This is a genomic window from Paenibacillus sp. MCAF9 (assembly GCF_052114265.1).
Taxonomy (GTDB): domain Bacteria; phylum Bacillota; class Bacilli; order Paenibacillales; family Paenibacillaceae; genus Pristimantibacillus.
Window position 1 is genome coordinate 127,460 of sequence record NZ_JBFREL010000010.1, and the last position, 20,073, is coordinate 147,532.

Sequence of the window (20,073 nt, forward strand, 5' to 3'; positions counted from 1 at the left end):
ACCTCTTGGTCCTGCGCGCATCGTATGCTGCAGGGAGGCCAACGCGAGAAGCGCTAGCCCACCCTGAATGTTGATCAGGGGTGCTAACGCTTGGTGAAATGATGAAGCTGATTCAATTGGAATGTGTACATAAGACCCAATCCCTTCGACTGAATTAATGTGATTATAGCGAATCAGCGCTTGTCGCGCAAGACCTTAACTTATTAGAGACAATCAACACAATGATATAACGATGAATTCGCATTTAAATCACGCAATATGATATTATACAAGTTGGATATAAAAGGTGAATGCTGCGCAAACCTGATCGTCTCAAGGTCATTGCATTCGCAAATTTAAGGAGGATATTGAAATGCTGTTTAAGAACAAACGTCTTGGGATCATGCTTCTTCTCGCACTAACTCTGCTCATTGTAGCATCAGGCTGCGGCGCAAACGGGAGTAATGAGAAAACAGGATCAGGCAGTGGCAACACAAGCACAACTCCCCCTACTGAAGCACCTGCTGAGGAAGGCCCTGAGCTTCTCGGCTCGGACAAGCATCCTGTTGTAACGATTGAACTTAGCAATGACAAAATCATTAAGCTTGAGCTTTACCCAGAGGTTGCACCTAATACCGTAAACAACTTTATTTCTCTTATTAATAAAGGCTTCTATGATGGCGTTATTTTTCACCGCGTGATTCCAGGGTTTATGATTCAAGGCGGAGATCCAGAAGGTACTGGCACCGGCGGTCCAGGATACAGCATTCCAGGCGAATTTAACAGCAATGGTTTCGAGAACAAGCTGAAGCATACTCGCGGTGTTATCTCCATGGCTCGTACGAATGATCCAGATTCTGGAGGCTCGCAATTTTTCATCATGCATGCTGATGCATCTTCACTCGATAATGAATACGCAGCTTTCGGAAAAGTAACCGAAGGCATCGAGGCGGTCGATGAGGTTGCCAATCAGAAGGTTGGCCCGGGCGATAAGCCGGAAACGCCAATTTCGATGAAAAAAGTAACTGTAGACACGCTTGGCATGACGTTCGAAGAACCAGTTAAGACGAAATAAGAGAAGGGCTGAGCCCTTCTCTTTTTTTATCTCCTAGGGTATAATACATTTATTAATCAATTAATATTTTTAGTAACTACTTAACGTTAACCTAGGAGGATTTCTGCTTGAGAAAACAAACCATCATTTTGTTAACGGTATGCATGATGACATTTTTGAGCGCTTGCAGCGGAAATAACGCCGGAAATGCAGCTCCACCAGCGGAGAGCAATCAACCATCCGCAGCTAGTGATCCTTCAAACCAACCAAAAACGGAAGCGGTTACAGTGGAGGAGCCTCTATTCACTAACGCCTCCGTTCATGATCCGTCGATTATCAAAGTTCGTGATACCTTCTATATTTTCGGCTCGCATCTTGCTGCGGCGAAGTCGAAGGACCTCATGACCTGGGAGCAGCTGAACTCCAGTGTCTATGAAGGGAATCCCATCATACCGGATGTACTGACAGAAATGAGCGAGGAGCTAGCTTGGGCCGAGACTGATACGTTCTGGGCAGGCGATGTCATCCAATTGCCGGACGGCAAATTTTATATGTATTACAGCATGTGCAAGGGCGACTCGCCTCGGTCGGTGCTTGGTTATGCGGTTGCCGATCAGGTTGAAGGGCCTTATAAAAATAAGGGCACGATTCTCAAATCGGGCATGTGGAATGATTTGAGCGAGGATGGAACGTTGTATGACGCGGCAGTGCATCCAAACGTAGTCGATCCAAATTTGTTTTATGATAAAGACGGCATTCTGTGGATGGTTTATGGCTCATACTCCGGCGGTATTTTTATTATGAAAATGAATCCAAAAACAGGTCTGCCCTATCCCGATCAAGGCTACGGCAAACGACTGCTCGGCAACAACCACAGCCGCATCGAGGCGCCTTATATGATGTACAACAAAGAAACGGACTATTACTATTTATACCTTTCCTATGGCGGACTAGACTCCACAGGCGGATACAACATTCGTGTGGCACGCTCAAAAAATCCCGACGGCCCGTTCCTCGATTCAGAGGGCAAGGAAATGATTGACGCATTTGGCGCCTTCGGCACGCTGTTTGATGATGCTTCTATTGCGCCTTATGGAGTGAAGCTCATGGGAAACTTCCGAATGGACAATGTCGACGGAGAAATTGCTAATATTGGGACGGGTTACACTTCACCTGGTCATAACTCCACTTACACCGATCCTGACACGGGTAAAATATTTATTATTTTCCACACTCGTTTTCCATCTCGCGGAGAAAGCCACGAGATAAGAGTTCATCAAATGCTTATGAACACGGAAGGCTGGCCTGTCGTCGCGCCTCATCGTTATGCAGGCGAAACCGCAGAGAGCGTAAAAACCGAGCAAATCATCGGCGAATACAAATACGTGAACCATGGCAAAGACATTACGGCTGATGTGAAACCAGCAGCACTGCTTTCTCTCAACAAAGACGGCACGATCTCTGGAAGCGTAAGCGGCTCATGGAGAACCACTGGCGCTGCTACTATCGATCTTACAATTGATGGTTCGCTGTATCACGGCGTTTTACTCCGTCAGTGGAATGAAGGCACACTCAGCTATGTGATGACATTCAGCGCACTATCCAAAGAAGGAGCTGCCGTTTGGGGCAGCCACGTCTCCAAAGAGTAGCTTTTATATTACTTCGCCTCGTCACTAACCTGATTCTTTGGCCTGATCCCCAATCATCATCTCCGTCGGGTGATAGAAAGAGTCGCATGGCGTGTATTAGGATATGGCGTAAAAAAAGCGGTTCTTAAAGGTTCTAATCAACCTTTAAAAACCGCTCTTTTTCTGTTAAGCCATTATTTGTTTTTAAGCATATTCATAATAACCGTAATCGCGTCTGCCCGCGTTGCTGTAGCCTTTGGCGCAAAGATATTGCCCGTACGGCCCTGAATGATGCCTTTATCGCTAACTGCTTTAACCGCACCCTTCGCCCATACCGGGATATCCTTGTTATCAGCAAAGCTCGTTGTCGCATTCGGATCTAACGTTAATCCAGCACCGCTTGCAATCATTGACACCATTTCCATACGCAAAATGTTTGCGCCCGGACGGAAGGTTCCATCTGGATAGCCGCTAATAATGTCCGCTTTGACCGCTTGTGCAACAGCTTCCTTTGCCCAAGCCGCGATTTTATCATTATCAGCAAAGGCAAGCGCCGAGCCTGCACCATCCGCTTTCAACGCACCCATCAGCATAACGGAAAATTCCGCACGCGTTACGGTTTTATTCGGTTTAAAAGTACCGTCTTCATATCCCTTCACAATTCCAGATGCGACCGCCTCTTTAATAGCGGCCTCTGCCCAGTGCTTTGATATATCTGTAAAAGAAGGCACTTCTTCAGCTTTCTTGTCTACAGCGAATACAGCAAACTTAGTAAAATGATCAGATTGTACAGTAATAAAGTTATCCTTTACCGTACCACCCATCTCTACCCATTGCTTCTTCACTTCATCGTAATAGAATACGGACGCCGTCTGACCACTCTTGATCAAAGCGGTATCAAACTTAAAGGTCAGCGTGACTGGAACGAAGAAATCAGCTGATATTGACTTGAGTATTTCAAAAATAGAAGATACTCGCTTGCTCGATGGCTCAACAATGCCGCCCGTCTCAGTCAGTTTCTCAATAGAAAGCAGCATTTGCTCCTTCGTCGCACCTGCTGGAATAGATACAGTAACACTATCATCCAAGCCAAGCGTACCTGCGCTGCCTGCACCAATCGAAACCTGTCCTTTATTTGGTACATTGCCACCCGAACCACCTGTACCGCCTTCTACTGGAGGAGTTGGAGTCGGTGTAGGTGTAGGCGTTACAGGCGTTACAGGCGTTTCAGGCACATCAACCTTAATATCTTGTGTCCCTACCGTTTCAAACCAGTTCTTCACTGTAGCAAAATCATTCGAGAATGCCAGCGAAAGCATAAGCATGATGCGTGCATGCTGCGGGTTTAAATTATCTCCGGCAATAATGCCGTTTCCGCCGCCAGTAATCGTTCCAGAACCTGTTCTGGTCGTCGATACGAATGTAACGCCATGATCCTTAATTGCTGCGGACCGCGCCGCGCTCATCTTCGACGAAATGCCAGCCGCCCCAGTGCCGGCTGTTACAATCCCTTTGGCTCCATCAGCTACTAAAGCACGAATGGCACCGCCGCCGGCTTCTTGGTAGCTATAAACGATTTCAACGATAGGCAAATTGTCCTTCGAAATATTTTTCAATGCAAACGGCGTTTTCCAATCCGCTTGTCCAGCTTTGAGCGCTCTAGCATTCAGACGATACATACGTACCGCAGCATCATCAACGTAACCAAGCACGCCGAACATCGGTGTCTCAAACGTATCCGTCCGGTGCGAATTGCTCTTTGTTACTTCGCGTGCCGCATGAATGACATCGTTTAGCATAACGACCGTGCCGAACCACTTTGTTTTGCCGCTCCCCGCTACCTTAATCGCTTGATACAGGTTGGCTGGAGCATCCGTTCCAATGACATCCCAAGGCCGCATTGAACCGGTGACAACTACCGGCTTCTCGCTTTGAACAGTTAGATCGAGAAAATAAGCGATTTCCTCCATCGTATCCGTACCTGTCGTAACAACTGCACTATCATAAATTTCAAGCGCAGCATCCACCGCAAGGGAGAGATCATACAGGTCCTTCATACTGTAGCCGCTCGAGCCCTTGTTGCCGAATTGATAAGTAGAGACATCCGCTATTTTATTTTTCCCAGGCAGCTGAGCTACCATATCCGCCATTTTATACGTTCCTGCAGCATAGCTTTGGAAATTAGTAGGATCATTATTGCTCGCTTTACCAGCAATCGTCCCGCCAGTCGCCACTACAATGACATTTGGCAATGGAGAAGCTTTATGCTCCTCGGATAATGCCGGGATATCAAAGGTAGGCAGCTGAGGTGCTGCGGTCTCGGCACGAACTGAGCTGGCATAGCCAGTCAGTATCGTACTGAGGAGAGCCACAATGAGGAGGGGAATGAAAACTTTCTTTGTTGTAGTTGATTCACTTCTTATGGTCATAACCGTACTCCTCCCCCTAATTATGGCGTCACTGGCGCTGTTTCAGGCGTTGTTTCTGTAACAGCTGGAACTTCTGCTTCCGGTGTAGGAACAACAACGACCGGTTCCGTCACAACAGGCTCTTCGATTGGCTCTTCTACTGTCGTGCTTAATACCGTATTCTCATCAACTGAAATTTCTACATCCTGTGTACCAAAAGTCGTGAACCAGCTTCTAATCTTGTTTACATCGTTTGTAAATGCTAGGGACAGCAACAACATCATACGAGCATGCGCCGCGTTCAAGTTGTCTCCGCCAATAACACTTCCGCTGCCGCTATCATAGATAGAGCCTGAGCCTGTTCTTGTTGTCGATACAAATACGACACCTTTATCCTTAATGGCCGCGGAACGCGCAGCACTTAGCTTCGACGAAATGCCGCCAGCACCTGTTCCAGCGGTTACAATTCCCTTCGCGCCATCTTCCACCAAGCCGCGAATAGCGCCGCCTCCTGCTTCTTGATAGCTGTATACGATTTCTACTATCGGAAGACTATCTTTGGAGATGGTTTTCAAATCGAATGGTGAAGCCCATGCCGGCGTTCCTGCTTTTGCCGCTCTAGCAGGAGCACGATAAATACGAACAGCCGGGTCATCCACATAACCTAGCGCACCAAACATCGGAGCATCAAAAGTATCGGTACGGTGAGAATTTGACTTCGTAACCTCACGCGCCGCATAAATGACATCATTCAACATGACCACTGTGCCAAACCATTTTGTTTTACCGCTGCCAGCTAGTTTAATAGCTTGATAGAGATTGGCAGGCGCGTCCGTTCCAATAACATCCCATGGACGCATAGAGCCTGTAACAACAACAGGCTTTTCACTGCGAACGGTTAGATCGAGGAAATACGCGATTTCTTCCATCGTATCCGTACCCGTCGTTACAACTGCACTATCATAAGTCTTAAGAGCTTCGTCTACCGCAAGCGATAGATCATAAAGATCTCTAATACTATAGCCGCTCGAACCCTTGTTGCCGAATTGATAGGTAGAAACATCAGCTATTTTATTTTTCCCAGGCAGCTGAGCAACCATATCTGCCATTTTATAAGTACCAGCCGCATAGCTCTGGAAGTTAGTAGGATCATTATTGCTTGCCTTACCCGCAATCGTTCCTCCTGTTGCAACAACAATAACATTAGGAAGACTTGAAGCTTGATGTTCAGCGGATAGGGCCGGAATATCAAATGTCGGCAGCTGCGGCGCTTCCTCCGCGCGTACAAAATCCGTTTTTGTCAGTACCCCTACCATCGCTGCAAGCAATGAAAGTACAAGCAGTGGAATTAAAATCTTTTTCGCTATCTCGCTCTTTACAACTTGTGTCATGTTTAACTCCTCCTATGCGATATAATTCTCTCTTTCTTCTACACCAGTCTATTTCATGTTATATAAGTTAACAAATCATTAAAGTAGACAAAAAAGCGTAACCATCGAAGTTTAACTCTACTTTTCACTCATTTGTGCTCATATCCTTACTAAATTGAAGAAAACATATGTTAGTTTTATTTACATGAATTAACGAGGTTGCTAGATTAATGCTCAGTATAAAAAAGGATTCTATAAATCAGTTTCTTACAAAGAGCTATTCGAACAATCCAGCACACGCTGGAGCAAGGTCACGCTGAAGAGCGGCAAGCAGATATTTAAATGGCGGCGTCTGGAAAAAAAGCTAAACAGCCCATGCAGCCGAATAGGGGCAGCTTCGTTATTTTAGCGAAGCTGCCCCTATTTTCTTCGTCTAAAATGGATCATTAAATCTCCCTGTTGACACTTATAGTACGCAATGCTATGGTGGACGTCAGAAGGCATTCTGCTATCGACGCGGGGTGCCTATCTGCATATTTATTTGGTAAGGGAGGACACAACGAATATGATTCAAGTAAAAGAATTTATTGATACGGATTCTGTTTTTGCTGAAAAAAGAGCAAATGAGTTTTTGGCAGAACTGAGCGACGATCAAGTCATTAATATTTGCTACGGCTCCATGATCAAAACAGCCACTTCAGGCAACACTTATCAGCGCAGCACTATACTTGTCGTTTATAAGCAAAGCAAAGAGAAGGAATAAAGAAAGCGGGTGATCCCATCATTAAGCCTCGTCAAGATAATCTAAAGCATCATGAGACGCAGGGGAATGAGGACAAGGACATTCGAAACACAAAAAGAGATAAGTGGGAAATATTTTTCCGTATCCTTTCCTCCACGGCAGCATTTGGTTTGGTAGCTATCGCTATCGGCTATGTCACCTATTCATTTTTCATAAAATAGAGGCTGCTGTCTTGGAACCGTTATCACTTATTTTTAAGGTGGAGGTTTGCCATGAAATATTTTACTTATAATCGATGGTGTTTATTAAAGAGCGGAATATTCACAAAACCTTAGTCCCCCCTTCCCTGCAACAACGGCAAAGAAGCAAGCAGCCGTCGCCTAATCATGGCGCCAGCTGCTTGCTTCTTTGCGTTTTTTTCACTATAGCCGCTCAGATCTTGTTACGCTTGTTCTTGTACCACAGGACGTTTTTTGCGGAAATGCCCTTCGCTTGGACGCTCAAGTCCAAGATGGTCACGAAGGGTATCTCCCGTGTAATCTTCACGAAACAGTCCGCGCTGCTGCAAAATCGGCACGACATAATGAACGAAATCGTCGAGCCCTCCAGGAAGAACAGGAGCCATGATATTGAAGCCATCGCAGCCATAGTCCTCAAACCACAGCTCGATAAGGTCAGCCAGCTGTTCGGGCGTACCAACAAACTGCAAATGTCCCCTCGCTCCAAGCATCCTGCTTCCAAGCTCTCGCATCGACAGCCTATCTTTGCGCGCCATATCCATAATAAGCTGAACACGGCTCTTCATGCCGTTGGATGCTTCAACAGGATCAGGAATATCCGGCAGCTGATCATCAAGCGAATAGCTGCTTAAATCTACGCCGAGGAATCCGGATAAGAAGCCGACAATATGGGCGGCAGGAATGAGCTCCTGCAGCTCTTGATAACGCTGCTTCGCTTCCTCTTCCGTCGCACCAAGAATCGGGGAGAGGCCTGGCATGATTTTTAGACTGCCGCGTTCCCTGCCATAATCTCCAAGCTTGCTGTTCACACTCTCATAAAAGATTTTTGCCGCTTCCAGCGATTGCTGCGCCGTAAATATAACTTCGCCAATGCTGGCCGCAAAGTCTTGACCTGGACCTGATGAGCCTGCCTGAATTAGCACCGGATAACCTTGAGGAGATCTCGGCACATTCAGCGGCCCTTTCGTGGAGTACCATTCACCGCTGTAATCAACCGGCCTTACTTTAGACTCATCGGCAAACTGACCCGACACCCGGTCAAGCACAAGCGCGCCATCCTCCCAGCTATCCCACAATCGGGTTGTGGCATCCACAAATTCACGAGCCATCTTGTAACGCAGGCCGTGCTCGGGATGTTTTGGCTGCCCGTAATTGTGAGCTTCCAGATCAAGCTGCGAGGTTACAATATTCCACCCTGCCCGCCCGCCGCTAATATGATCAAGCGAAGAAAACTTTCGTGCGACATTAAAGGGGGTGTTGTATGTGGTTGAGACGGTTGCGGTCAGCCCGATTTTCTCCGTAACAGCCGATAAGGCGGACAATAGCGTAAGAGGCTCCAGCATGCCCGCTACCGCTTGCCCCACATTAGTGGCATAAAGCAGATCTGCGAAGAAGAGCATGTCGAACTTGCCGCGCTCCGCGGTTTGCGCAAGCTTCTGATAAAACTTCACATCAAACATTCCTTCAACACCCGACTCCGGATGACGCCAGCCTGCATGATGATGCCCTGTATAATAAATAAATGCTCCGAGATGGAGCTGCTCCTGCCGTTTCCCCATAATCCGTTAACCGCCTCTCTAAACGATTCATTTTCTCATCCTTTATACGTATCTCGCCAGCGAAGCCATTTGGTTTCTAGCAGCCGAATGGCCGAATCCGACAACTTGCCAAATACAGCGAACAAAATTATGCCTACAAAAACAATTTCCGTTTGCGAGTATGCTCTTGCATCCTGAATCATATAACCGATACCTGCACTCGTCCCCATCATTTCTGCAACGACAAGCAGCAGCCATGAAGCGCCAAGCGATAGCCGTACGCCCAATAAAATATTCGGCAAGGCCGCTGGTATAATAAGCCTTGTTACCTGCTGAAGCTTCGTATATTGGAAAATACGCGAAACCTCATACAGCTTCACATCCGTATTTCGAATACCAAGAAATGTGTTCACATAAACCGGGAAAAAAGCGCCAAGCCCAATAAGCAGCACCTTCGAAAACTCTCCGATCCCAAACCACAAAATAAACAACGGAATAACGGAAAGCAGCGGCACAGTTCTCAGCATTTGCAGCGAAGGATCAAGCGTCCTCTCCATCACTTTGCCAAGACCCGCCGATAAACCAAGCAGCAGCCCGAGCGCTCCGCCAAGAAGAAACCCAAAACCAGCGCGGTACATGCTAATACCGAGATGCTTCCCCATCTCTCCCGATTCACACAATGACACAAAGCTCTTCACAATATTTGACGGGGCCGGCAGCAGTGTTTCAGACAACAAACCAAGCCCGCTGACCGCCTGCCAGACAATTACAATTAAAGCCGGAACAATCCAGCCATGAAGCGGCTTTGGAATAACGCTTAACCAGTCCCGACCAGCTGCCTTTGCGCCCATTTCACGCGAAGCGGTTCGTTCGCTCATTACTTGCTGCCTCCTTTGTAGCTGTCCTGCCAATTTAGCAGCCTCTTCTCAAGCAGCTTAACAAGCGAATCCGTCAGCTTACCGACTGCGGCAAAAATAATAATGCCTACAAATACAACCGAAGTAATCATAAGATAACGCGCATCATTAATCAGAAAACCAATTCCTGAGCTCGAACCCATCATTTCCGCTACAACAAGCCCAAGCCATGCCACACCGATAGAAAGTCGCACGCCGAGAAAGATATTAGGAAGCGATGCCGGAAGAACAAGCTTCGCAATCATTTGCCAGCGGCTAAACTGCAGCACACGGGCAACGTCAAACAGTTTGCCATCTACGGAACGAATACCAAGAAAGGTATTGACGTACAGTGGGAAAAAAGCACCTTTTGCAATCAATAACACTTTAGATGTCTCATCAAAGCCAAACCACAAAATAAACAACGGAGCTACGGCCAAATGGGGCAAAGTACGAAGCATTTGCAAGGAAGGATCAATGAGCCTTTCCGTCTTATAGGAGAACCCTACCCATAATCCCGCAGCTAAACCTAATCCTCCGCCCAGCAAAAATCCAAGCAGCGCACGCCGAGCTGAAATACCGAGATGATAAACCAGCTCACCAGATAAAGTTAAATGAACGAATTCCTCCACAATTAAGCCTGGTGTTGGCAGCAGCGTTGGATTAAGCTTCCCCATCATTCCAGCAATTTGCCAGATAGCTAATAAGCCGACTGGAAGCAGCAAACTGAGCAGCAGATTAACAGTTTGAATAGAGAGACGGCTCCTTGGCCGCCTCTTCATTACTTTGATGGGCTTATGCAATGCGCTTTCTGAGCCAGCTCCAACCATAAGAAACGCCCCATTCCTCTTGTTCAGTGTATTATTTCAACGCATCTTCAATAAATTTGTTATCAAATACGGTGGACACGTCGATTTTCTTGCGAATGACTTTAATGTCGAACTGGAAGTCCGCCGTCTTTTGCTGCTCTGCAATAATTTCGTCCGATACAGGGATATTAATTGTCCTGGAGCGATTGAAGATCGCTTCAATTAATGCCGCAGGCACTTTACGCTCTGCCGCATAACGCTCGGTGGATTCGGCACGATTATCATTTTCCCAAGCAAGCGCTTTGTTCCATACTTTCAGATACAGGGTAACGAGCTCAGGATAGTCATCAGCAAATTGTTTTCTAACAATGTTGAAGGAAGGAGAAAGCACGCCCAGCTGTTCGCCGTCCGCAAGCACCTTCGCTTTATCCTGCAGTGTGTTCAGCGTAATGTTCGGCTCCCATGTCGCCCATGCGTCAACCTTCCCCGTCTCAAAAGCAGGCTGCGCTTCATCCGGCTGCAGTTGGATAATTTCCAAATCCGATGCTTTAAGCCCCGCACCTTCAAGGCCGCGGTAAAGGAAGTTAAATGCGTTACTCCCCTTGGCAACAGCTACCTTCTTGCCTTTTAAGTCAGCAACCGTTTGAAACGGGCTATCTTTAGGCACGATGATCGCGACATTGTTTTTGCCTTCGAGCGCCTGAGAAATGACTGTGAATTTAATGTCCGCAGCTTGTGCTGCAATGATCGGCATGTTGCCAAGCCCAGCGAAATCAAGACGGTTAGAAGCAATCGCCTCTGTCATTGGAGGGCCACTCTGAAATTCCGCGTACTCCACTTTCACGCCAAGCTCGCCAAATTCATCTTCAAACCATTTCTCCTCAATCGCTTTGCCCATTAAGCCGCCGCTGCCCTGATACCCGATCTTTACAGTAACTCCGTCATAGCTTTTTGCTGCTTTGTTGCCCGCGTTGCCTGTTTCTTTCTTGTCTGAATTTCCGTTGCCAGAAGCCGCGCAGCCGCTAATAAATACCGCTAATACAATAATTGCTGCCGTAAGAAGGCGTAATCTGTTCATCTTCATTCTCTCCTCGACGATCTATATTTTTGGTGAGAAATAGTTCATTAAATATCCGCGCCTTGATCGATTTCCGGCCCCTCAACCTTCTCAAACTCACCCAGCACCTTGTGCCGCATCTCTTGAAAAGCATGGCCTGCTCGTTTCCGAGGATACAACAAATCAATCGGCAATATTTTTCGAATATGACCCGGACGCGGATTCATAATGACGACTCGCTCGCCCAGAAATACCGCCTCATCCAAATCATGTGTCACAAACAACATCGTCGTTTTGTTTCTCTGCCAAATATCAAGCAGCACCTCTTGCATATGCGACCGAGTAAAAGCATCCAATGCGCCAAACGGCTCATCCAGCAGCAATATATCAGGACTGCGAAGCAGCGCTCTTGCAATAGCTACACGCTGCGCCATGCCTCCAGATAACTCGCGAGGATAAGACTGTTCGAAGCCCTTCAGCCTTACAAGCTCGATGAGCTCATCTACTCGTTTACGAACCTCCGGCTTGCGAAGCGACAAATTTGCGGCTATATTTTTCTCTACCGTCAACCAAGGGAACAGCCTCGGTTCTTGAAAAATAAATCCTTTTTCTATGCTCGGTCCTTCAATCGGTTTTCCATTCAACAAAACCGTGCCTTCATAACCGGTATCGAGCCCCGCTACAATTTTGAGCAATGTGCTTTTGCCGCAGCCGCTCGGTCCAATAATCGTAATAAATTCCCCTTGTTTCACCTGAAGCCCAATGCGATCAAGCGCAATGACATCTCCCGAGGGTGTTGCAAATGTCTTATTAAGTTCATGTACTACGAGCATCTCCGCCGCCATAAGCTGCCCCTCCAATTCAATATTGCATTATTAATACCCGATTACTTGGTATTATGGTAAAATAAAAAGACTTAACGCGTATAATAACTAACGTTAAATCTCCAGTGGTCTGGTCGATTCGCCCCTATGTCAAACCAATCTACAATTTGAATGTTCATTCGGTTTGTTATGTTGCTTATTTTGCGGCATCATTTCAACTTTGTCAACATTTTTTTCGCATGCCTAAAAAAGCTATTTTTTGATCTCAAATAATCGAATAATCGCCTCAACATTCATCTCCACCTTCACCTCATAATCGGGCGGGCGCTGGAGTGTCAGGCCTTGAATAAGGCTTACAAAATAAAAAGCAAGCTGCAAGGGATCTTCATCAATGATGATTCCCCTACGTATGCCGTCACTCATAATATCAGCGACAGGGCCTAGGTTTACTGTAAAACGGTCTGTGATCGCCTTCTTAATGTCTGGCGGAGTAGACCCCGATAACCTTGCCGTATGCATAAGAATCGTAAACGCCCAGTTTGTCTCCAATGAGAGCCAAGAGGTAAGCATTACCCTAAGCTTAGCGATCGGTTCCATTTCCATGGCCGCTAAATCGGTTACATACTTCCCATAATTCGTCTGCCCCGAGCGCAGCACCTCGCTGAATATCTCTTCTTTGGAAGCATAGTAGTGATAGACATTACCCACACTAACCTTTGCTTCTTTCGCTATATCTTGAATGCTCGTTAATTGAAAACCATTAATCGCCATAACCTTCAGGGCACAGTCGAGAATATGCTGCATCTTTTTTTCACGCATCATTTTATCTTTTTCTACATTTCTAGGTGACAAGCTAAGTCCTCCTTACAATAAATCACACTTAACCTGCATTATACATGCAAATACGTTTTGCGGTCATTTTAGCAATAAAAAAAAGAAGGCAACCTTGTCCTCACGACAAAACTGCCTTCTGCACCATTTAAGCGTTAAAGCTGCTCTATTTTACACCTATCCGCATGCGGTAGCTGAACATGACATCAAGCGTTCTTCCTGCAAAATAACGCTCTACACTGCTGCGATAGCTTTGCAATTGCTCTTCCAGCGCCTTCGAGCCAAGCTTGAAGACCGCTTGAATGCCGCCTTGGCTAATAGCCAGACCCATATAACGCTCTGCGTCGCAGCGCTCCATGTTATGGAACACGATTTCTTTGGAGAAACGGAAGAGACCACTGTTATGAATTTGTGTTAAATGCTGTTCCTTATCTCGTTTGCTGGCTTGATCCTTCTCTGGGATATGAGCAGCAATAATCTCCTCAGAACGATCCATAAGCTGCTTATATTCTAATTCGACAGCCCAGTGCAGCGTAGGAGGCCAATCGCAATCATAGGCGGCAAATACACCTTCCGGCTTCAGAACGCGGGCAAATTCAGAGAGCGTGCTGACGGGCTCCATCCAATGAAATGACTGCGAGCAGGTTACCACATCAACACTGCCCGCATCTAAATTAAGCTGGTCAGAATACCCTTTGATGAAGGAAATGGATTGATCCTCCGGGAGCTTAGACAAATGAGCCAGCGCTTTGCTTCTCATATCGTCATTTGGCTCAAAGCCTACAATTCGCTCCGCATGCCCGAGCCATATAAAGGAGGACAGCCCCGTTCCGCATCCAACATCCGCCACAACGCTTGGCACTCTTCCCAAATAGCTTGTCAAAATATTTACAACTGCGGCAGGAGCTTTCGGACGATGCTGGTCGTAATCGTTTTGAAAGCCTGAGAAACGGTCTACATTATTTTGCGAGCGGTTTTCCAAAGTCATTGTACAGCCTCCATTCCAGCGATAGGGAATTTTGCTACTTATTACTCACTACTCATAATAATAGCATTGTATTCACTATCAAAAGCAAACAAAAATGAAGCGACATCAGCTAAATATTGTGCATCTACGAATAAAGTGCCTTTTTCAACAATAACCGTATGCTTCGCGTTTACTTTTAGTGAAAGCTTCCAGTTGTTTTTGGTCAGCTGCACTTCCTTGGCCGCAGCATTCCACTTGATATTCGCTCCCCATGCACCAAAGACAGCTCTCACAGGAAGATATGTTTTTTCTCCGCTCTTAAAAGGCTTTTGCAAAGCAGTGAATTTAACTTGCTTGTTATCCAGCCATACTTGAATGTCTTTGCTCGCCGGCAGCAGCTCCGTACCTGCAATCAATTCTTCTTTCGTACGAATAGGATTGAGAGCCTTAGGGTTCACCGCCAGCACCTTAACGCTATTGTTTAACGTGTCGGCTACGTACAGTTTTCCGTTCAAATACAGCAAGGAAGACGGTTGATTGAACTGCGCTTGTTCAACCTCTCCAACTTTATCGCCAGGCGCGCCTTGGCCTGCAATTGAAATGACTTTTCCATCCGCTTGCAGAGCGCGAATTCGGTTATTCAAGCTGTCTGCAACAAACAAAACCCCATCGGCAAATGCCAGCCCGCGCGGCCGATTAAACCGCGCTTCAGCGCTTATGCCATTGCCATAGCCGCCTGCCATATAACCGGTAAGCGCATCGACAGCTGTCGGTTTTCCAGCTACCGTCTTGACCTTGCCATCAAAAATATAACGAATAAGATGATTGCCGCTGTCAGCTACGTACAAGCCGCCCTTATCGTCGAACACAAGTCCCATCGGTTCATTAAACAAAGCTTGCGCTGCACTTCCGTCCTTGTACCCGCCTGTTTCGCCAGCAATTCCAGCAAAGGTAGATGTTACGCCTTCGGGAGTAATGACACGAATGACATGGTTTAGGGAGTCTGCTACATAAACATTGTCTTTGCTGTCTATTGCTAGTCCCGTTGGGGAGTTAAACTGCGCATCGCCAAATTTGCCGTCTTTATTTCCTGGCTTGCCATTGCCCGCAGCCGTGTATACTCGATCGTTTACAATTCTGCGCACAACGTGATTGTCGGTGTCACTTACATAAATGACACCCTTGCTGTTCACTACAGTAGAAGACGGTTGATTGAACGTTGAATTGGCAATCGTCCCATCGAAATAGCCCGCTTCCGTCTTTGTCGTAACAGGAGTAAGCTTCCCATTTTGCCATTTGCTAATCTGATTGCTGCCCGTGCCTACAACAATGATGCTGCCGTCAGGGGCAGAAGCCAGCCCCCAAGGTTGGCTTGCTTTCTCGATGACATTGGCAACTTTAGCGACGTTCTCCGTCTCTCTTATTTCTACTGGCTGCTCATTCGCCGCGAATGCTGTTGCATGAAACGAAACTAGCATCGTTGCAAGCGCCGTGCTTGCTGCTAGCCATTTAATATTGCTTTTCATAGCATTGCTCCTTTCGATATTTAATCTATAGTTATTGGTCTTATAATATTGAAGGGTATAATTATCTCGTCAATTTGTTCCTCTTTTTTCATAATGGGTATTGTAATATTTCCCTCGCCTCTTGCTAGTTCCATACTGAAATAAGATCCTTTAAGTATGAGTTTTGTATATTCACCATCATTCTCGAGCTCATATGCATCGCTATCTAGCGGCATATCTTCAAACCAAAAGCAAGATGCCTCTTCCGCACAAAAATATCCATTAATTATTATCTCTCCCAGTTCATAACCATGTGTGTAGATGAAAAGCTCCTTATCCTTTACTATATCGGGCCTGTTCTCAAAATCTACGTAATCAGGAAAGGCAGTTACTTTGCTATTTAAAGAGAAATGCTGCTCGTTTTCTTGAAAATCATCATTAACTGGGTTCTTCCAAGCATTCGGTTTTACATACACGTCAATATTTGAGTTGTATGCAATGGGATCTTTAAGCTTTACAATGAGCTGCGTTTGATTATCTTGGTCAACAGCAACACTCTCAATATCCGTTATGTTGAGGAGGGGCAGCTCCGCATTTCTACATGTTCTGTCCTCTGGAAGCTCTACCGCGTCGCATTTATAAATTATTAAACCATCTTTTGGAAAATAATTCCCAAAAGCAAGGCTCGTAGTAAAAGGAAGCACTAACGTATACTCATCCTCCATAAATGCCGCTTTGGTTAAAGCCTTCGGAGGATTAGCTACCCGTACCGTAATATCAAGCTCTAGAAAGTTTTCAACCTGACCATTACTGCCATTTTTTAAAGAAACACTTAAGCGATATGCTCCAGGCCGTAAATTGCCTTCGGCAAAATAATTTCCTTTTAACATGACCATTGCCGTATCAGGACCCGTTACGCTAAATTGTAAAGCACCGCTAAGGTTATATTCAAAAAACGGATAACACTCCTCCGTTCCTTCAACTGGGCAAACTCTAGTTATTCTGATGTAAGGGGAGTTCCCCTCAGAAGGCCATTCAGGCATTCCATAACCAAAAGTTTTAAAGGATATATTTGTGTAGTAATCGGTTTTCCCTAAAATAAATTCAATTGGCGGGTACTCACTGTTATTTATAAATTGAAACCCTTGCTCCATTTCTCCTCTTGCTGTAACTTGTTCATTCGTCTGCACATCATTGGTTTCCGAATTTTTTAATTTATTTTCATAGACCTTTATACGAATTATTGATCCGTACTGCACAGCTTCTTTTAATTTAACCACCAGCTGATTAGGTTCAAATGGATGTATATCAACCGTCTCAACGATATCTAGACTTTCAAATTCACCAGCGTCATCCTGACGCACCTCAAATTTGACGATATTTGTACTAGAATCATTAAGAGCAAGTGTTGTCGTAAATGGCAAAATAAACGTTTTATCATTTTTCATATACGATTCTAAATGATTATAAAACATCGTTAAATCTAACGTTGGCGGCACAGGTTCTGGCGTTGGTGTTGGTGTTGGCGTCGGTGACGCTGTTGGTGTTGGCGTCGGTGACGCCGTTGGTGTTGGCGTCGGTGACGCCGTTGGTGTTGGCGTCGGTGACGCTGTTGGCGTTGGCGTTGGCGTCGCGACCGGGCTGCCGCCTCCACCGCTGCTGCCGCCTGTTCCGACATTGTCCTCATATACAATAGTAGAATTGGATTGTGAACCTCCACTACCGCCTGCAGCTGCCGCCGCTTCCTCTTGCTTTTTCTTTTCAATAAGTGATTTAACTTGCTCAATTAATGCCTTATCCGCTTTGCCGTCCTTTTGAAGCAGCAGAAGATAATGCTCCAGGCCGACCAACGGAAGATCGAGATAATTCAGCTTTTCCTTTACTCCTGCCCCATCTTTATTCAGTGGCAGCTGTTCATTGGGATTAACAGTCGTCTCCTCCGTTAGCCCTGGACCGTGCTTCGTTTTTACAGCGCCTTCAAATACACCCAAGTAGCTCTCGTTATTCTCATACGCAACAGTAAACTGCGTCCCCATAACGCCCATAATGGCAGTTGGCGTCTCGATCTCAAACCTAGAATCGCCGTCAAGCTTCTTCTTAATCGTGACAAGAACCTTTCCCTTTAGCAGGCTCAGGCTCGTTTTGCCGCCCAGTGCCTTTGCGCTTTTGACAAGCTCACTCACAACAAGCGTGGTATCCGTGCCAATCGTGACCTCTTTATCGCTGTCCAGGTCCATCGTTACTTTCCCGTCACTGCCGGTTAATATCGTATCGCCTTTCGTTATAGCCATTCCTTTAAAAGCATTAAATTTCTTGGACCCGCCGCTCTTTTTCACTTCCGCTTTGCCTGAAATGGCCGTTATTTTCCCGGCCTTTTCCGTATCCTTTGCAAAAACAGATGTCGGCATAATAATGGCCATGACTAGCAAAGTCACAAAAACTAGCTTTAACGTCTTCATTTTAGTCCCTCCAATTCATAGATTGAAATGCCCTGTTCTTTTCCTTTTACCTTGATCTCGCCAAGAGCGTTCGCAATAACACGATCTTTAACCACCTGATAGACCGCATCGCTCATAATGATTTGTCCGGGCTTTGCATTGCTCTCCAGCCTAGCTGTCGTATTAACCGTGTCTCCAATAGCGGTGTAGTCCATCCTGCTCTTCGAACCTATGTTGCCAAAGACGGCAGGCCCCGTATGAATGCCCAGACCAAACTTCACACCAAAGCCAAATCGTTCAATTAACTTGCGCTCCAATGCGGCTGAGCCCTCTTTCATTGCCCACGCCGCTTCCACCGCTCGCATTGGATGGTCTTCAAGAAGCAGCGGCGCATTGAAGATTGCCATGGCTGCATCGCCGATAAACTTATCCAGCGTACCTTCGAATTTAAAGATGCAGTTGGCGGCAAGATCCAAGTATTCATTTAATATTTCAACGATTTCCTCCGGCTCCGCCTTCTCTGAGAGAGGCGTAAAGCCGCGAATATCGACAAAAAGCACAGTTAACTCACGGCGCGTTCCGCCCAGCTTTAGGCCCTCTTCACCATTTTTCAAAATCTGGTTAACGACCTCGGGCGCCACGTATCTGCCGAATATATCCGTCACCCTGCGCCGCTCCAGCAATTCCTCTACGTAATGGAACCCAACGACGATGATGCAACTAATAATTAGCAGCGGCACCACATAGCCGATTGATATAATGATTCCCTGACTGTACAAGTAGCTGCTTCCTACTACAAACGCAACGAGAATAACCGCAACCGCCAAAAATGAGATAAGCATATTCCACTTCCGGAATAAAAAGTAGGCAAGCGAAGCCGCAAGGAGCAAAATCAACGCATTCCATTTCCAATTAAGCTCATGCTTAAGATCATTTTCGAGCAGAGCCTGTATAATGTTCGAGTGTATTTCCACCCCGTACATCATTTTTTTCACCTGCAATGGCGTCAGGTACTCATCCTTAAAGCCCGTGGCATACGGTCCAATGAGCACAATGCGATCCTGAAAATACTCCGCAGGCACATCTCCGTTTAGTACAGCAGCGTAAGGAATCGCTTCATATTGCCCCGGCCGCTCCGTATAGGGAATATGAAACTGTCCAAATGCATCAAGCGGAAGCATATCCGCACTTACACTTTTGCCGAGGCGCTCCATGTACATTTTATAAATTGTCCAAGAAAAGCTTTCGACCTGCTCGCCTTCATACATAAAACGATATAAAGAGTTGCGTACAACGTGGTCGCGATCCGGTATCGTGTTGATATGTCCAACCGCCGCTGCCGCTTCCTTAAGTGCCGGAAACGGCTCGGATATTTCAAGTGCGTCGATTGCGCCCTGCTTGGCTGAAGCTTCAAATGTTCCATATACGGGAAATACGACATTGCCCGCATTTTTCACTGCGCTGATTAGCGCTTCATCCGATGATGGATCATCTGCCGACGGTGCAGGAAAAGTGACGTCAAACGCAATAACTGCCGGTTTTCCTTCGGAGAGCATATCGACCAATTGAGCATGAACATTTCGATTCCAAGGCCAGCTCCCAAATTCACTCACACTTTCATCGTCAATAGCGATAATGGCAATTTGAGTTTCGACAGGGCTTTCCTTTTGCATAAAACGATCTTGGAAAAAATAGTCCATTCGATCAAATGTTCCTCTATACAGGAAGAAAATAGCCAGTACAGCAAGCAGGGCCATAATATGTATAAGCTTTATTTTCATAATATCC

At 46.2% G+C, this 20,073-nt stretch carries 15 protein-coding genes; 3 read left to right on the top strand and 12 right to left on the bottom strand.

Annotation, left to right across the window (positions count from 1 at the left end; genetic code table 11):
* The first annotated feature begins 352 nt into the window (after nt 1-352).
* Nucleotides 353-1,054 carry a peptidylprolyl isomerase gene (locus AB4Z45_RS17960; RefSeq protein WP_441910594.1) on the top strand — a complete coding sequence of 234 codons (702 nt, stop codon included), beginning with the start codon at nt 353-355 and terminating at the stop codon, nt 1,052-1,054.
* Nucleotides 1,055-1,197: 143 nt separating this feature from the next.
* Nucleotides 1,198-2,682, top strand: coding sequence for a glycoside hydrolase family 43 protein (locus AB4Z45_RS17965; protein ID WP_441910646.1), 1,485 nt, complete (start codon nt 1,198-1,200; stop codon nt 2,680-2,682).
* A gap of 173 nt (nt 2,683-2,855) precedes the next feature.
* On the opposite strand, the gene AB4Z45_RS17970 is transcribed toward AB4Z45_RS17965, so the two are convergent.
* Both AB4Z45_RS17970 and AB4Z45_RS17975 read right to left on the bottom strand, forming a co-directional pair.
* Nucleotides 2,856-5,090, bottom strand: a complete 2,235-nt coding sequence (locus tag AB4Z45_RS17970) for an asparaginase domain-containing protein (protein ID WP_441910595.1) — start codon at nt 5,088-5,090, stop codon at nt 2,856-2,858.
* A gap of 20 nt (nt 5,091-5,110) precedes the next feature.
* Nucleotides 5,111-6,460 (bottom strand): asparaginase, encoded by a 1,350-nt coding sequence (locus AB4Z45_RS17975; RefSeq protein WP_441910596.1) that lies wholly within the window; start codon nt 6,458-6,460, stop codon nt 5,111-5,113.
* Between the two features lie 544 nt (nt 6,461-7,004).
* Here AB4Z45_RS17975 and AB4Z45_RS17980 point away from each other — a divergent pair.
* Complete coding sequence (locus AB4Z45_RS17980; protein WP_076268509.1) at nt 7,005-7,202, top strand: sporulation protein Cse60; 198 nt, start codon at nt 7,005-7,007, stop codon at nt 7,200-7,202.
* Between the two features lie 421 nt (nt 7,203-7,623).
* Here AB4Z45_RS17980 and AB4Z45_RS17985 read toward each other — a convergent pair whose 3' ends face one another.
* The 10 genes from AB4Z45_RS17985 to AB4Z45_RS18030 all read right to left on the bottom strand — a co-directional run bounded on the left by AB4Z45_RS17985 (nt 7,624) and on the right by AB4Z45_RS18030 (nt 20,066).
* Entirely contained in the window at nt 7,624-8,979 is a 1,356-nt protein-coding gene (locus tag AB4Z45_RS17985) for an LLM class flavin-dependent oxidoreductase (protein ID WP_441910597.1), read from the bottom strand.
* 35 nt (nt 8,980-9,014) lie between these two features.
* Nucleotides 9,015-9,836: an ABC transporter permease gene (locus AB4Z45_RS17990; protein WP_441910598.1), complete on the bottom strand. Its 822-nt coding sequence runs from the start codon at nt 9,834-9,836 to the stop codon at nt 9,015-9,017.
* The gene (locus tag AB4Z45_RS17995; RefSeq protein WP_430056209.1) at nt 9,836-10,636 is read right to left on the bottom strand and encodes an ABC transporter permease; all 801 of its coding nucleotides are present in this window, start codon (nt 10,634-10,636) and stop codon (nt 9,836-9,838) included. The genes AB4Z45_RS17990 and AB4Z45_RS17995 overlap by 1 nt, the downstream gene beginning before the upstream one ends.
* A gap of 79 nt (nt 10,637-10,715) precedes the next feature.
* Nucleotides 10,716-11,741, bottom strand: a complete 1,026-nt coding sequence (locus AB4Z45_RS18000) for an aliphatic sulfonate ABC transporter substrate-binding protein (protein WP_441910599.1) — start codon at nt 11,739-11,741, stop codon at nt 10,716-10,718.
* Nucleotides 11,742-11,788: 47 nt separating this feature from the next.
* Nucleotides 11,789-12,565 (bottom strand): ABC transporter ATP-binding protein, encoded by a 777-nt coding sequence (locus tag AB4Z45_RS18005; RefSeq protein WP_441910600.1) that lies wholly within the window; start codon nt 12,563-12,565, stop codon nt 11,789-11,791.
* A gap of 231 nt (nt 12,566-12,796) precedes the next feature.
* Nucleotides 12,797-13,396 (bottom strand): TetR/AcrR family transcriptional regulator, encoded by a 600-nt coding sequence (locus AB4Z45_RS18010; protein ID WP_441910601.1) that lies wholly within the window; start codon nt 13,394-13,396, stop codon nt 12,797-12,799.
* 145 nt (nt 13,397-13,541) lie between these two features.
* Nucleotides 13,542-14,363 carry a class I SAM-dependent methyltransferase gene (locus AB4Z45_RS18015; protein WP_441910602.1) on the bottom strand — a complete coding sequence of 274 codons (822 nt, stop codon included), beginning with the start codon at nt 14,361-14,363 and terminating at the stop codon, nt 13,542-13,544.
* Between the two features lie 41 nt (nt 14,364-14,404).
* Nucleotides 14,405-15,868 carry a stalk domain-containing protein gene (locus AB4Z45_RS18020; RefSeq protein WP_441910603.1) on the bottom strand — a complete coding sequence of 488 codons (1,464 nt, stop codon included), beginning with the start codon at nt 15,866-15,868 and terminating at the stop codon, nt 14,405-14,407.
* A gap of 20 nt (nt 15,869-15,888) precedes the next feature.
* The gene (locus AB4Z45_RS18025; RefSeq protein WP_441910604.1) at nt 15,889-18,306 is read right to left on the bottom strand and encodes a FecR family protein; all 2,418 of its coding nucleotides are present in this window, start codon (nt 18,304-18,306) and stop codon (nt 15,889-15,891) included.
* On the bottom strand, nt 18,303-20,066 hold the full coding sequence (locus AB4Z45_RS18030; protein WP_441910605.1) for a CHASE2 domain-containing protein: 1,764 nt from the start codon (nt 20,064-20,066) through the stop codon (nt 18,303-18,305). The genes AB4Z45_RS18025 and AB4Z45_RS18030 overlap by 4 nt, the downstream gene beginning before the upstream one ends.
* Between the last annotated feature and the right edge of the window lie 7 nt (nt 20,067-20,073).

Bases quoted from the DNA above. Each gene is read 5' to 3' on its own strand.
- AB4Z45_RS18005 (WP_441910600.1), bottom strand. From the start codon at position 12,565: ATGGCGGCGGAGATGCTCGTAGTACATGAACTTAATAAGACATTTGCA.
- AB4Z45_RS18030 (WP_441910605.1), bottom strand. From the start codon at position 20,066: ATGAAAATAAAGCTTATACATATTATGGCCCTGCTTGCTGTACTGGCT.
- AB4Z45_RS17975 (WP_441910596.1), bottom strand. From the start codon at position 6,460: ATGACACAAGTTGTAAAGAGCGAGATAGCGAAAAAGATTTTAATTCCA.
- AB4Z45_RS17965 (WP_441910646.1), top strand. From the start codon at position 1,198: ATGATGACATTTTTGAGCGCTTGCAGCGGAAATAACGCCGGAAATGCA.
- AB4Z45_RS17980 (WP_076268509.1), top strand. From the start codon at position 7,005: ATGATTCAAGTAAAAGAATTTATTGATACGGATTCTGTTTTTGCTGAA.
- AB4Z45_RS17960 (WP_441910594.1), top strand. From the start codon at position 353: ATGCTGTTTAAGAACAAACGTCTTGGGATCATGCTTCTTCTCGCACTA.
- AB4Z45_RS17970 (WP_441910595.1), bottom strand. From the start codon at position 5,090: ATGACCATAAGAAGTGAATCAACTACAACAAAGAAAGTTTTCATTCCC.
- AB4Z45_RS18015 (WP_441910602.1), bottom strand. From the start codon at position 14,363: ATGACTTTGGAAAACCGCTCGCAAAATAATGTAGACCGTTTCTCAGGC.
- AB4Z45_RS18025 (WP_441910604.1), bottom strand. From the start codon at position 18,306: ATGAAGACGTTAAAGCTAGTTTTTGTGACTTTGCTAGTCATGGCCATT.
- AB4Z45_RS18020 (WP_441910603.1), bottom strand. From the start codon at position 15,868: ATGAAAAGCAATATTAAATGGCTAGCAGCAAGCACGGCGCTTGCAACG.
- AB4Z45_RS17995 (WP_430056209.1), bottom strand. From the start codon at position 10,636: ATGAAGAGGCGGCCAAGGAGCCGTCTCTCTATTCAAACTGTTAATCTG.
- AB4Z45_RS17985 (WP_441910597.1), bottom strand. From the start codon at position 8,979: ATGGGGAAACGGCAGGAGCAGCTCCATCTCGGAGCATTTATTTATTAT.
- AB4Z45_RS17990 (WP_441910598.1), bottom strand. From the start codon at position 9,836: ATGAGCGAACGAACCGCTTCGCGTGAAATGGGCGCAAAGGCAGCTGGT.
- AB4Z45_RS18000 (WP_441910599.1), bottom strand. From the start codon at position 11,741: ATGAACAGATTACGCCTTCTTACGGCAGCAATTATTGTATTAGCGGTA.